Source organism: Mesonia sp. HuA40 (genome assembly GCF_008017835.1).
Taxonomy (GTDB): Bacteria; Bacteroidota; Bacteroidia; order Flavobacteriales; family Flavobacteriaceae; genus Mesonia.
The window spans coordinates 141,593-156,466 of record NZ_VRLT01000024.1 but is presented as its reverse complement, the minus strand read 5'-3'; the positions used below and the strand labels follow the sequence as shown (position 1 = coordinate 156,466).

The following is a 14,874-nucleotide window of genomic DNA, read 5'->3' as shown; positions in this document are numbered from 1 at the left end:
ACAATGGTTTCTGTAGTAAAACTTTCTTCTGCGCAAGCACTAGCATTTCCTGCCGAATTGTAGGGTGTTATACTCACGTAAATTGTGGTATTGCTAGGAAGCGGATTTGCAGGTGTAAAACTAGTTACATTCCCTACATCTTGATTATTGAGAATAGAAGTTCCTCCAGGGTTTGTACCTAAACTGAGTAAATAACCATCGGCCTCAGTAATCGCATTCCAATCGATTGCAGTATTCACCGAAACATTGGTGGCAGCATTGAGCGGATTCGATAAGCTAGTACAATTAGGAACTACAACAATGGTTTCTGTAGTAAAACTTTCTTCTGTGCAAGCACTAGCATTTCCTGCCGAATTGTAGGGTGTTATACTCACGTAAATTGTGGTATTGCTTGGTAGCGGATTTGTGGGTGTAAAACTAGTTACATTCCCCACATCTTGATTATTGAGAATAGAAGTTCCACCAGGGTTTGTACCTAGACTGAGTAAATAACCATCGGCCTCAGTAATCGCATTCCAATCGATTGCAGTATTCACCGAAACATTGGTGGCTGTATTAAGCGGATTCGATAAGCTAGTACAATTAGGAACTACAACAATGGTTTCTGTAGTAAAACTTTCTTCTGCGCAAGCACTAGCATTTCCTGCCGAATTGTAGGGTGTTATACTCACGTAAATTGTGGTATTGCTCGGTAGCGGATTTGCAGGAGAAAAACTAGTTACATTCCCCACATCTTGATTATTGAGAATAGAAGTTCCACCAGGGTTTGTACCTAGACTGAGTAAATAACCATCGGCCTCAGTAATCGCATTCCAATCGATTGCAGTATTCACCGAAACATTGGTGGCAGCATTGAGCGGATTCGATAAGCTAGTACAACTAGGAACTACAACAATGGTTTCTGTAGTAAAACTTTCTTCTGTGCAAGCACTAGCATTTCCTGCCGAATTGTAGGGTGTTATACTCACGTAAATTGTGGTATTGCTAGGAAGCGGATTTGTGGGTGTAAAACTAGTTACATTCCCCACATCTTGATTATTGAGAATAGAAGTTCCTCCAGGGTTTGTACCTAAACTGAGTAAATAACCCGACGCGTTTAATGCTGGATCCCAAATTATAGAGCTATTAATCGATACATTAGTTGCAGCATTTAAAGGCTGCTTTAAGTTAGTACAATTGGGGAGAACAATATCTGTATTAGTGGTAAAACTCTCTTCTGTACAATTTAAAATATTCCCGCTTTCAAAATAAGGAGTTAAAGTAATGTAGATAGTTGTATTTGCTGGTAAATTGGTAGGCCAGGGATAACTATTGACGTCCCCTACGTCAATATTATTATAAATATTACTACCTCCAGAAGTTGTTCCTGCAGTAAGAAAATATCCACAAGCGCTGGGATTATCATTCCAAATAATATTTCCGTTAACCGGCACGTTAATCGCTCCGTCAAGCGGATAAGAAAGGCTAACACAACTTTCGGAAGTATTCACACTTAAAGTAATATCATTTCTTATCAAAAGTAAATTTCGGTTATTGGTGCCTGGTGGATTTGCGTTTTCAAATGGAACCAAATCGCTAGTGACTTCACAATGATATACGCCTGCATCACATCCGGTGGCATCATAAATGGTATAATAGGGTGAGTCTGGAGCGCCAAGAATTGGATTTCCATCCTTAAACCACTGATAATGGTTTTGTGCGCCACTAACAATTGTGCTTAAGGTAATATCATCACCAGCATTAATGTTGGGATTTAGAATAGTATTCACTTTTGCCTGAGGGGCATAATGATATTCACGCATAACCACAGTGTTGAAAGGAGGGGGACTAGTTAACGTGGTAAAGTTCAGATAAGCAGCGTGTTGATTTTCAAAATCTCCAAATTCAAAATTATTGTTATTGAAATTAAGTTCAAAATAACGGGTATAATCATTTTGACCACCAGCACCAGTATGTATTAACGAAGCAAAATCAGGGATGCTGCCACTGATTTGGTTAAAACTTACATCTAATTTACCTCCAAGAATATCACCGTTACTTGCACGTATGTTTTCAAAATCATACAAAATGCTATTTGATGTAAATAAATTATGTGAAAGTACTAAATATCTCAACTCGGAATTCTGTGTGATATCTAAACTAGAAATTTGGTTATGTGAAAAATTTAAGCTGCTTAAATCAATATTTTGAGTTAAATCTGTACCAGTTGTGGTAAATAAATTGTGGCTTAGGTTAATACTGGTTAATTCTATATTAGAGGTTAAGTCTATTGTTGGTAATAGATTATTACTTAAGTTTAAATAGTGTAACACTTGATTCTGACTTAAATCTATAGCAGGAATTTGATTGTTGTTGGCATCTAAACGTTCGAGCAGGTTATTTTGCGTAACATCTAATACACTCAAATTGTTATCATAAATGCGTAAGTTTTTCAATAATGTATTATGGGTAAAATCTATGGCATTTAGGTCATTATGAGTAAGCCAAACATTCTCAAGATTTGGGTTACCTACAAGATTGATAATTAAGGGCGCGCTTTGGTTAAATCTTATATCTAAATCTATTAAATTAGGCACACTGCTTAAATCAAGAGGTGCGATAAAATTATGATGCCAAATTGTTAATTGGGTAAAGGTATTTGTACTTGGTAAGCTAAGCGTTTGTAGGTAAACATTGAATAAGCTTAACTTCTCTAAATTGCTGTAAGCCGAAACATCTACATTATTTATTCCTATGCTGCTTATGTAAATTTCTTTTAAATTGGTTTGAATATTGGGTAGAGTAATATTTAACCCGTTGGCCCCACCTTGAATATGTAAGTTTTCTAAACTGTCAAAATTTGCAAAATTTAGAGCAGTGTTGTCATGATTTATTATTTTAAAATTGGTGAGCAATATAGGATTGGATGGCAAAACAAGATTACTCAAATTACCAACTCGATACATTTCTACATCTAACAAATTATTATTAGAACTTAAATCTAGGGCAGTTAAAGGCATAGCTGAGCCAAAATTAGGAGATTTAAGTACTAAACTTTCTAATAGAGTGTTTTGAGATAAATCTATAGAAGTTAATGCGCTATTTCCATCTATGGTTAATTGCTCTAGCTGCATTAATGCTGTGAGATTTATATTAGAGATAGCGTTGTCCCCAACATCTAATTGTGTTAAATTAGAGAAAGCATTTATACCTGTCAAGTCGGTTACGGTACTAACAGTAATATCTAGAGTGGTTATAGCTTGTGCATCACTGGTTAATATATTGCCATTTTGTCCATTAGTGTCAATACCTTGTGCAATTAAAAATTGTTCAAAATTTACATCGGGTATAGCTACCGTTTGAGCGTGTAGTATTAAACTTCCCCAGAATAATAAAAGCAAAGTAATTTTAGAAGAAATATGGCTAAGTTCTTTCACTTATAAAGTATATGCAATTAAAAACAAATTTACCTTAATTTTCTTACTTGGCTGGTCTATTCTAGTTATTTATTTTATCTAAAAAAGAAACTAAGGGCAAAAGTTATGGTATTCCTAAGTTTTATTTATTTTTAGAACTTTAATTAAAAATAAACCTATGAGCAGTTATATAATAGATGGAATAAGAACCCCTATAGGAAATTATAAAGGAGCACTTTCGCCTGTACGTACAGACGATTTAGGTGCTTTAGTCATTAAAGAGGTGGTTCGTCGCAATCCAAATATCCCAAAAGAAGCTTACGCCGATGTTATTTTAGGTTGTGCTAATCAAGCAGGAGAAGATAATAGAAACGTAGCGAGAATGTGCGCCTTATTGGCAGAATTACCTTATAGCGTTCCAGGTGAAACAGTAAATCGTTTATGTAGTAGTGGTTTGTCAGCAATTATTCATGCCCATCGAGCCATTCATACCAATGATGGAGATATTTTTATAGCCGGTGGCGTAGAGCATATGACTCGGGGTCCCTATGCTATAGCCAAACCTTCTAGTGCTTTTGGAAATGATGCTAAAATGTATGACACTAGTTTCGGCTGGCGGTTTGTAAATCCGAAATTACATGAAATGTACGGCACAGATGGGATGGGGCTTACCGCCGAAAACTTAGTTGATAAGTACAAAATTGCACGTGAAGATCAAGATGCGTTTGCCTATTGGAGCCAAATGAAGGCTACCGAAGCTCAAAAAAACGGACGTTTAGCTAAAGAAATCGTTACGGTAGAGATTCCGCGTCGTAAAAAAGAACCTATTTTATTTAATCAAGATGAGTTTGTAAAACCTACCACCACAAAAGAAATTTTAGCTAAGCTTAGACCTGCCTTTCGAAAAGAAGGAAGCGTTACCGCAGGTAACTCATCTGGTCTTAATGACGGTGCTGCAGCAACTATCATTGCATCGAGCAAAGCCGTAGAGCAATATAGTTTAAAGCCAATGGCTAAAATTTTAAGTTCGGCAGTTGTCGGAGTAGAACCTAGAATCATGGGTATTGGTCCGGTTCAGGCTTCAAATAAAGCACTTGAGAAAGCAGGCCTCACCATGGATGATATTGATGTGATTGAATTAAATGAAGCTTTTGCCGCTCAAGCACTAGCTTGCATACGTGCTTGGGGGTTAAAAGATAACGACCCAAGAATTAATCCAAATGGAGGTGCTATAGCTTTGGGGCATCCACTTGGGGTTACGGGAGCCAGATTGGCCTATTCGGCAGCTTTAGAGCTTCAATTAACCGGTAAAAAATATGCCTTAGTAACTATGTGTGTAGGTGTAGGACAGGGATACGCAGCGGTTATCGAAAATGTAAGTTAGCGTTAAACGCGGATCAAAGGCCTAAATTTAATTAATAAAAAACTTAAAAAATAAGGCTTTATAATAGTATAATATATTTAATATCTTTTCGGATTGCAATCCGTAAAGGAGAGAAAAAAGATTGATATGCAAAAATTAGAAAGTTATATAGAAGGGAAATGGGTGGCCGGTTCTGGTGAAGGAGTGCCAATGGTTGATGCCGTTTCGGGTGAAACCATTGCGCTTAGTGATACCAGCGGTTTTGATTTTGAAAAGGTTTTACAATACGGAAGAAAACAAGGTGATACTTTGCGTAGAATGACTTTTCAAGAGCGAGGAAATATGCTAAAGAAGCTAGCCCTACATCTTACAAAAAAGAAAAAACAATTTTATGAAATCAGTTATAAAACCGGAGCAACTAAAATAGATAGTTGGATAGATATAGAAGGTGGATTTGGTAATTTATTTGCCAATGCTTCTTTGCGAAAAGTTTTTCCGAACCAAGCATTCGATGTCGAAGGAAATCCTATAGATTTATCAAGAGGTGGCCGTTTTATGGCGCATCATATTTTAGTGCCTAAAGAGGGGGTAGCGGTTCATATTAATGCATTTAATTTTCCTGTTTGGGGAATGTTAGAAAAATGCGCCGTAAACTGGATGGCCGGTATGCCTGCTGTGGTAAAACCGGCAACTAATACCGCATTTTTAACCGAGGCTGTGGTGCGCGAAATTATTCAGTCAGGTATTTTACCAGAAGGTTCGCTGCAGCTTATATCGGGTTCTGCCCGATCTATTTTAGATACCGTAGAATCGCAAGATGTGGTTACTTTTACAGGTTCTGCCGATACCGGTAGAATGCTAAAATCTCATAAGCGTTTATTGCAAGAATCAGTTCCTTTTAATATGGAAGCAGATTCTTTAAATGCTTCTATTTTAGGAGAAGATTCAGTGCCAGGAACACCTGAATTTGATTTGTTTATCAAGGAGGTGCGTAATGAAATGACGGTGAAATGCGGACAAAAGTGTACGGCTATACGCCGCGTTATTGTGCCAGAGAAACTGGTTGAAGATGTTCAAATTGCCTTGGGTAAAGCGCTGAGTAAAGTAACCATAGGAGACCCAAGACTTAAAGAAGTTCGTATGGGAGCTTTAGTGAGTAAAGATCAAGTGCAAGAGGTGCGCGAACGCGTTCAAGATTTAAGTCAGACAGCTTCATTGGTTTATGGAGATTTAGAGCATATTGAAACTATAGGTGCCGATGCTAAAAGAGGAGCTTTTATGTCGCCTATTCTTTTAAGAGAAGATAAACCATTGCAAAACTTAGCCGTGCACGATACAGAAGCCTTTGGCCCGGTTAGCACTATTATGCCGTACAAGAATTTAGACGAAGCCATTACGCTTTCAAAAATGGGTAAGGGTTCATTGGTAAGTTCTATCGCGACTAATGATGACCAAGTAGCGCGTGACTATACAGTAAAAGCGGCGACCCATCATGGGAGAATATTGGTTATTAACCGTGAAAGTGCAAAACAAAGCACGGGGCACGGTTCGCCCTTGCCTATGCTAGTTCATGGTGGACCCGGTAGAGCTGGAGGTGGTGAAGAAATGGGTGGTAAGCGCGGTATTAAGCATTATATGCAGCGTTGTGCCATTCAAGGTTCGCCAACTACTTTAACAGAGATTACAGGAATTTATCAACCAAAGGCAAAGTACAAAGAGGCCGAGAAGCATCCGTTTGCATACCATTGGGAAGATATCAAGCCAGGGATGTCTTTAAAGACACATAATAGAACCCTTACCGATACCGATATCGTTAATTTTGGTAATCTTACTTGGGATCATTTTTATGCCCATACCGATATAACTTCTTTAGACGGCAGTATTTTTGAACAGAGAACGGCACACGGTTATTTTATTATTTCCGCAGCAGCGGGATTATTTGTGTATCCTAATAAAGGACCAGTAGCAGCAAATTATGGTTTAGAAGAAATAAGATTCTTACGTCCGCTTTATCATAATGATACTATTCATGTGAGGTTAACGTGTAAAGAAAAAGTAGATCGAGATCAAAAAGGTAAAGAACTGCCCAGCGGAATTGTAAAGTGGTTTGTAGAGGTTTTTGATACCAACGTAACCGATGGTAAAATCCCAGAAACGGAAGCCGAAGAAAAGGAAGCCTTAGTTTGTATCGCGACTATTTTAACTATGGTGCAAAAGAAGCAAACTACCTTTACGGAGATTACCGAGGAAGTTATTGATTCCGCTTTAGCGAAACTAAATGAAGATACTCAACCTGTGTGGGGAGAAATGAGACCGCAACACATGGTAGAGCATTTAGAAACTAGTTACCGTATTGCCTCTGGAGAAATTCAAGATTTTGAAATCGCTACACCAGAAAAGTACTTAGACGATACTCGTGCTACGTTGTGGAATTACAAAAAAATGCCTAAAAATTATAACTTCCCGTTATACAAGGAAGGAGAACTCCCCACTTTAAAACACGCTAGTTTAACGGAAGCGAAAGAAAAAATGAAAGAGGCTAGGAAAGCGTATATCGATTTTTTTAAGAAAAACCCTAAAGCCACTAATAAAAATGCTGTGTTTGGTGAACTTACTAAATACGAGTGGGAGTTGTTAGAGCGTAAACACCTAAACCACCATTTTGAACAGTTTAAATTATTTTGAAATTTAACAATTAGGATTTTTATAATAGTTTTTTTTATTTGTCCCTGTGTTTAGCTAACTATATACTCTAATTGGTAATTAATAATTATGATATGAAGAAAAATTTTTAATATTATGTTGCTAAATAAAAACAAGTTTAATATTATTTTTTACATGGGGCTAGTTTTAAAACTAGTTCCATTTTTTTTATTGATTGTTTTGTTCTTTTTTTTTTCAGATTCAATAGAACAATATATTAATTCAGAAACAGATGATTCTTTTTTCTTTGGATCAAAAGAAAAGTTTATAGTGTCACTTTTTTGGACGGCACTAATTGCGCCCATTTATGAAGAAATAATATTTGATGGAGCATTTTTAAAGAATAAAACCTATAAATGGATAAGTTATCTAGGCTTATTTGGATTTACAATGTATTTCAATAGAAGTGTTTATAGTTTAGCTTTACTATTATTATTTTATATTTTCACCTATCTTAATAATGCTAGAAAAAACAATAGTTATACAATCCATATGATTATAACAAATGCATTACTTTTTTCTGTTATACACGTTAACTTTTATGATTTAAATGTTTTTACCCCAATTTCTTTAGCTTCTAGATTTGGAGGACACCTTTTGGCTCTATGGTTAGTCGTGAATTACAAATTAATTTATGCTATATTTTTACACATATTTTGGAATACTTTTTTGATGGTCATAGCATTATATTTTGATAATCCTCTAAATAGTGTAGAAGAAACAGAGTTGTTATACTATGAAAATGAATATATCAATGTTGAATATAATGAGGCTCCAAATTTTCAGGATGAAAAATATGATTTCAAGAATGATAGTACCTGGTATCTTAAATCAGCGAAAGTTGAAAGTTTACTCAAGATAAAATTTATCAATTCAGATTCTATCTTAAATTTATATAAAGCTAATAGTGGTAGGTATGATTTTAATATTCGTTTTAAAGAAGGCTTAAATAATAATCAGATTTTAAAATTTTTAATTCAAGACTCTTTATTGATTGAAAAATAGTATTAGTTAGTTCTTTGTAGTTAAGTAAAGATTGTTATTGTTATAAGTATTGATATTATTGATTATAATTTATTAATCATTTCTTACATATAAAATAGATATGACACAACCCTACGTAAAACAAAGTATACAAGATTAAATAGCTACTACAATAGCGTTTTTCACCCAGCGCATAACAGTTTGCCTAGGGATATCTTGGCAAAATTAAAAGAAGATACTCCCGCTGCTTGGGGTATGATGACTCCCCAGCATATGCTGGAGCATTTAGAAATGAGTTACCGTATCGCTGCAGGACAAATACAAGATTTTGAAATTGTAACACCATTAGAGTATATTGAAAAAGTGCGAGAAACGCTATGGAATTATCAGCCAATGCCTAAAAACTATGGTTTCCCGTTGTTGCCAAAAGATAAATTAGCCGACTTGAAGCATGAAAATTTAGATACAGCTAAAAAGCAGTTGCTTGAGGCTAGGAAGGCTTATTTGCAATTCTTTAGAGAAAACCCAAATGCAACCACCAAAAATGCTGTTTTTGGAGAACCATCAAAGTTTGAATGGGAACTACTAGAGCGTAAGCATATTAATCATCATTTTGAACAATTTGGTTTATGGTAAACCAAAAATTAAGCACGAAAAAAGCCGCTATTTTTACATAGCGGCTTTTTTATTTTTGTGATTGAAAGATTAAATTACTTAACTAAAGTTAATTCATCTATCAAATGAGTTGCTCCTGCATATTTGTCTATTAAAAATAGTACATAGCGAATATCTACACTTATAGTACGTTGTAATTTATCATCAAAAATTACATCACCGGCCATAGCTTCGATATTACCGTCAAATGCAAGACCAATTAATTCACCATTACCATTTAGTACGGGAGAACCAGAGTTTCCACCAGTAATGTCATTATCGGTTAGGAAATTAACGGGAAGGTATCCATCTTTATCAGCATACTGTCCAAAGTCTTTTTTCTCATATAACTCGATAAGTTTTTTGGGCATATCAAATTCTTCGTCACCAGGCTGATACTTAGCCACGGTACCTTGTAAGGTGGTGTAGTAGTTTTTCTTAGCATCGTTGGTTTTGTCTTTAGGTAAAGCGATTACCTTACCATAAGTTAAACGCAGAGTACTATTGGCATCTGGATAGTATTTTTTATCTGGGTTTTGCTTACGCATACCTTGGATCATTAAGCGATAAGCCTTCTGGTACTTATCTTCCCAAGCCTTCTCTTCATCGCTTTTTGCGCGGTAGCGGTTCAATAGGGCAGTTGATAATTGATACAATTCATCTTGAGCCAACATATCTGCATCAGGGTTATTCATAAAAGCTGTAAAAGCTTCTTGAGATCTAAAAATACTCTCATTAGTAATTCCATCTACATAGGCTTTCCAATCGGCTATACTACTATGCTTAGCGTCTAAATCTTTTGCCATTGGTGCAATATCACTAGCTTTCTGGCTGTAAAGGTGCAATTGAGTTGCTAAAACATCTTTTTCTAATGGTAAGTAAAGACCATCATATAAATTTTCGATTTCGGCTTCTAATCTCGGTTTTAATTCGGCTTGCTTCGCTTCGTTTTGTGAGCTAAAGTATTCCATAGTTCTACCTAGTCGATAAGGTAAAGTAGCTATTCTTGTTCTTAACAATAGCATCAAATAATTATCGTGTTCGCTAGCTTTATTAGTACGCTCATAGTAAGCGTTAATAGTAGGCATCACATCCTTATACTTATTTGTAGCTTGCTTATTGGCCCATTTCTGGAACTTTTTCTCGGCTTTACGTTTACTTTTGGCGGTTTTGTGCTTTTTTAAAGCATCGATCATTCCTTGCCTGTTTTTCCAATAATTGGCAATACCGGCATAGGCAGAGGCATAATCTAAATTTACCTGTTGTTTTTTATCCATGTATTTCTTCATAACATCCATAGATGTTTTTGAAGCTTCTACCCAAGCAGGATAAGCATACTCTACATTTTGTTCAATTCCTGCAGCCGGTTTCCAACGATTTGTTCTTCCGGGGTAACCCAAAATCATAGCAAAGTCATTTTCCTCAAATCCTTTTAGGCTAGTAGGTAAGTGATATTTAGGTTTTAATGGCACGTTATCCTCAGAATACTCGGCAGGGTTTCCGTCTTGGTCGGCGTATACGCGAAATAAAGCAAAATCGCCAGTATGTCTTGGCCATTCCCAGTTATCGGTGTCGCCTCCAAATTTACCAATGCTTTTAGGAGGAGTACCTACTAATCTTACATCATTGTAATCTTGGTAAACAAAATAGTAATATTCATTACCACTATAAAAAGATTTAACCGACACGGTGTATTTACCACCTTCGTTATTTTCTTGCTGAATTTTAGCCATTTCTTTATTAAGAGCTGCCTCGCGCTCATCTTCACTCATATTTTCATTAACCTGCCCTAGCATACGCTCGGTCACGTCATCCATTCTTACAAAGAATCTTACCGAAAGATTGGCAGGCTTTAACTCCTCTTTAAAGGTTTTAGCCCAAAACCCGTTGTTGAGGTAATCATTTTCTTCTGTTGAAAGCTCGGCAATATTACCGTAACCACAGTGGTGATTGGTAAGCACTAAACCTTGATCAGAAATAATTTCGGCAGTACAACCGCCTCCAAACTGTACAATGGCATCTTTTAAGCTATTGTTGTTGATGCTATAAATCTCTTCTGGGGTTAATTGTAGTCCCATTTTTTGCATATCAACGTAGTTTAAACGCTCAATATGCATTAAAAACCACATCCCTTCATTAGCCCGCATAGGTAGAATGAAAGTGGTAAGCAGTAAACATAAAATCAGTTTTTTCATGAAATCAATGTATATTAAAATTAAAAATTAGTAAACTTATTTTTACAAGTTGGTAAAGATACTGGTTTATGCTTAGTATGACTATTGGTACATTAAAAAGTTTAATTCTCGAACTTTTTTTTCATTTTCTGATTTGTATTTAGTCAAGAATTTTGAAATGCTTATTTTTGAAACAATATAAAAATTTAAAAATGGAAGCATACGTAAAGACTAATATACAAGACCAAGTTGCCACTATTGAGTTTTTTCATCCGGCACATAATAGTTTACCTGGAGATATCTTATCTCAATTAGCAAGTAGTATAACCCAAGCTGGGAAAAATGACGAAGTTTTAGTTATTGTAATTAAATCTGGCGGCGACCGTACCTTTTGTGCTGGAGCGAGTTTTACAGAATTAATTAGCATCGCCGATGAAAACGAGGGGGAGAAATTCTTTATGGGTTTTGCAAATGTAATTAATGCTATGCGTAAATGCCCTAAATTTATCATTGGTCGTGTACAAGGAAAAACTGTAGGCGGTGGTGTTGGACTGGCAGCAGCTATGGATTATTGCATGGCAACTAAATATGCAGCGATAAAATTAAGCGAGTTGAATATAGGTATAGGGCCATTTGTGGTAGGTCCGGCAGTAGAACGAAAATTGGGATTAAGTGGCATGTCTCAAATAGCCATTGATGCGAACTCTTTTTATTCCCCCGGATGGGCCAAGCAGAAAGGATTATTTACCCAAGTGTTTGATTCTACCCAAGAATTAGATGAGGCGGTTATGGCGTTTGCTAAAAACCTATGTAATTATAATCCAGAAGCGGTGAAAGAAATGAAACAAATGTTCTGGAGAGGTACAGAAGATTGGGATCAATTATTAAATGAACGGGCAAAAATTAGCGGTCGTTTAGTCTTATCAGATTTTACAAAACAAAAATTAGAGAAGTACAAATAATAGCTTTCACCAGTTTTAAAGTTTAGCACCGCGAAAGCACCTAACTTTTATGAAAGCCTTCGCTGCCATATAGCGGTAAGAGAAGGCTTTTTGCAAAAGATTTATTTAACCTTTACGGAAGTAACTCTGTAGAAATACAGACAATATGTTAAATATAAAAAATAAAAGATAGGTGAAAGTAAGGACTTAGTCTAATAACAACTAAATATGATATACAAATTTAAAGGATTTACTCCGGTAGTAGATGAAAGCAGTTTTGTGCACCCGCAAGCTGCGGTAACAGGTAATGTGATTATTGGTAAAAATTGCTATATAGGTCCGGGTGCCGCCATTCGGGGCGACTGGGGCGAAATTATTTTAGAAGACGGCGTAAATGTACAAGAAAATTGTACCGTGCATATGTTTCCCGGTAAAAGTATTCGATTAAAAAAAGGAGCCCATGTGGGCCACGGAGCCATTATCCACGGAGCTAATTTGGGTGAGAATTGCCTTATCGGAATGAATTCCGTTATCATGGATGATGCAGAAATTGGAGATGAATGTATTGTTGGCGCAATGGCATTTGTCAAAGCTGAAACCAAAATACCAAAACGTAGCTTAATAGTAGGAAATCCTGCTAAAATACTCAAAACGGTTTCTGATGATATGATTGCCTGGAAAACTGCTGGCACAAAATTGTATCAGAGGCTGCCTGCAGATTGTCATGAAAGTTTAGAGATCGTTGAGCCTTTAAGAGAAGTTCCTGAAAACAGGCCGATTCAAGAAAATTTCTACGAAACCCTTCAAGAAATGAAAAAAAGAAATTAGCGCAAATCCTTTTTTAAATAGTAATACTCGTGCTCGCCTAATTGTAATAAATGGTCTAATTCAAAACCAAGACGCTCATACAATCTTTTTGCCTTTGGGTTTGCTAAATCAACCAAAAGTCCAAGATGTTTAAAAGAATAATCTCGAGCATAAGATTCGGCATATTTAATAAGTTTACTTCCAATTTTTTGACCGCGGTAATCAGGGTCTACACTAATGGCATCTAAATAAAAATGTCCGGCTTGAGTTTCAGGGGTTAGCGTGTTGTTAAAATTGTAATCTATTGCGAGGGTGTTGACTAATTTTTTTTGCCAGTCTTTGTGTTTTGCACCATCATATGCGATTAAAGCACCAACCACTTTATCACCTAAAAATGCCAAAAATGTGTTGCGGTAGCTGTACAAGCTATCTTCTTTTTGAAATTCTCGACTTAAAAATTTTTTAGCCTCTCCATTATCTTCTTTCCCTAAATAATAATAAATAAGTTCATCCATGGCTTGTAAAATCAAGCCAGAAGAAGCTGAATAAAGATTTGGTGTGGCCTTTTTTATTGTTAGAGACATAATTATAATTCTAGACGGGGTGTTAAAAGTCGCTAAGGTAATATATTTGCGTACTTCAAATTGTTTGTAAATTGTTAACCATGATAAAAAGAATACTCAATAGTCTACTTTTTAAAGTTGTAATAGCTATTATTTTAGGTTTATTAATTGGTTTGTTTTTACCCGAATGGGTCAATCGAGGTCTTGAAACCTTTAAACAACTGTTTAGTGAGTTTTTGGGTTTTGCTATTCCCTTAATTATTTTAGGGTTAATCATGCCCGCTATTGCGGATTTGGGTAAGGGAGCCGGAAAATTACTTTTAACAACAGCCGCTTTGGCCTATGGTTCTACCTTATTTTCAGGTTTTTCTACCTATTTTGTAGTTTCAAATGTTTTTCCAACCATTATCGAACCACAGAATTTAAATACGCTTAAAGAAAATGCCGTAGAGCTCATTCCATATTTTAGCATAGGAATTCCGCCAGTTCTTGATGTGATGACAGCTTTGGTCTTAGCCTTTCTAATAGGTTTAGGATTGGCACCACTGGAAAATTCAAGCTTAAAGCGGATTACTGTAGATTTTCAGAAAATTATTATGATGCTTATTGAGAAAGTCATTGTTCCTCTACTGCCATTATTTATTTTAAGTATTTTTTCAGCTATAGCTTACAAGGGGCAGGTTGCTTCAGTTTTAGACGTTTTTGTGAAAATAATAGGGGTGATATTTGTATTACACATTTTGCTTATGCTGGTGCAATATGTAATCGCTGGTTTATTCACCCAAAAGAACCCTATAAAGGCACTGTTAAATATGATGCCGGCTTACTTTACCGCTTTAGGAACACAATCTTCTGCAGCAACTATTCCCATAACTTTGAAGCAAACAGAGAAAAACGGAGTGTCGGCTAAGATTGCCAATTTCGTAATTCCCTTAGGGGCAACTATTCATTTGGCGGGGAGTACCATGAAAATTGTTGCTTGCGCCATTGCATTAATGCTTATGCAAGGCTTAGGTTTTAATTTTGGGATGTTTGCAGGTTTTATAATGATGTTGGGAATTGCAATGGTGGCGGCACCAGGCGTGCCTGGTGGGGCAATTATGGCAGCAATAGGTATTTTGCAAACCATGCTTGGCTTTGATGCAGAGGCCCAAGCGCTTATGATTGCGCTATATATAGCTATGGATAGCTTTGGTACCGCAGCAAACATTACGGGAGACGGCGCTATAGCTATGGTAGTTGATAAAATACTGAAGAAATCTTAAATTTGATTTAAGCTTAAAACAAAAA

General features: G+C 36.1%; 9 protein-coding genes and 1 pseudogene. 7 read left to right on the top strand and 3 right to left on the bottom strand.

Annotated features, from left to right (window positions below; all coding sequences use genetic code 11):
- A pseudogene (locus FT993_RS03860) lies at positions 1-3,416 on the bottom strand (hypothetical protein); the annotation flags it as partial.
- A gap of 157 nt (positions 3,417-3,573) precedes the next feature.
- On the opposite strand from FT993_RS03860, the gene FT993_RS03855 reads away from it, so the two are divergent.
- From FT993_RS03855 to FT993_RS03840, 4 genes are all read left to right on the top strand, one after another.
- The gene (locus tag FT993_RS03855) at positions 3,574-4,779 is read left to right on the top strand and encodes an acetyl-CoA C-acyltransferase (protein ID WP_147861222.1); all 1,206 of its coding nucleotides are present in this window, start codon (positions 3,574-3,576) and stop codon (positions 4,777-4,779) included.
- Positions 4,780-4,905: 126 nt separating this feature from the next.
- Positions 4,906-7,443 (top strand): phenylacetic acid degradation bifunctional protein PaaZ, encoded by a 2,538-nt coding sequence (gene paaZ, locus FT993_RS03850; RefSeq protein WP_147861221.1) that lies wholly within the window; start codon positions 4,906-4,908, stop codon positions 7,441-7,443.
- Positions 7,444-7,557: 114 nt separating this feature from the next.
- On the top strand, positions 7,558-8,466 hold the full coding sequence (locus tag FT993_RS03845; RefSeq protein WP_147861220.1) for a type II CAAX prenyl endopeptidase Rce1 family protein: 909 nt from the start codon (positions 7,558-7,560) through the stop codon (positions 8,464-8,466).
- Positions 8,467-8,646: 180 nt separating this feature from the next.
- Positions 8,647-9,081 (top strand): hypothetical protein, encoded by a 435-nt coding sequence (locus FT993_RS03840; RefSeq protein ID WP_147861219.1) that lies wholly within the window; start codon positions 8,647-8,649, stop codon positions 9,079-9,081.
- A gap of 74 nt (positions 9,082-9,155) precedes the next feature.
- On the opposite strand, the gene FT993_RS03835 is transcribed toward FT993_RS03840, so the two are convergent.
- Positions 9,156-11,294 (bottom strand): S46 family peptidase, encoded by a 2,139-nt coding sequence (locus FT993_RS03835; RefSeq protein ID WP_147861218.1) that lies wholly within the window; start codon positions 11,292-11,294, stop codon positions 9,156-9,158.
- 191 nt (positions 11,295-11,485) lie between these two features.
- Here FT993_RS03835 and FT993_RS03830 point away from each other — a divergent pair, with 191 nt between their 5' ends.
- Complete coding sequence (locus FT993_RS03830) at positions 11,486-12,235, top strand: enoyl-CoA hydratase/isomerase family protein (protein ID WP_147861217.1); 750 nt, start codon at positions 11,486-11,488, stop codon at positions 12,233-12,235.
- A gap of 207 nt (positions 12,236-12,442) precedes the next feature.
- Positions 12,443-13,042 carry a transferase hexapeptide repeat family protein gene (locus FT993_RS03825; protein WP_147861216.1) on the top strand — a complete coding sequence of 200 codons (600 nt, stop codon included), beginning with the start codon at positions 12,443-12,445 and terminating at the stop codon, positions 13,040-13,042.
- Here FT993_RS03825 and FT993_RS03820 read toward each other — a convergent pair.
- Positions 13,039-13,605, bottom strand: coding sequence for a GNAT family N-acetyltransferase (locus FT993_RS03820; RefSeq protein ID WP_147861215.1), 567 nt, complete (start codon positions 13,603-13,605; stop codon positions 13,039-13,041). The two genes, FT993_RS03825 and FT993_RS03820, sit on opposite strands and share 4 nt — an antisense overlap.
- Before the next feature lie 80 nt (positions 13,606-13,685).
- Between FT993_RS03820 and FT993_RS03815 the strand changes: the two genes are divergently transcribed.
- Positions 13,686-14,849: a dicarboxylate/amino acid:cation symporter gene (locus tag FT993_RS03815; protein ID WP_222708298.1), complete on the top strand. Its 1,164-nt coding sequence runs from the start codon at positions 13,686-13,688 to the stop codon at positions 14,847-14,849.
- Positions 14,850-14,874 lie beyond the last annotated feature (25 nt).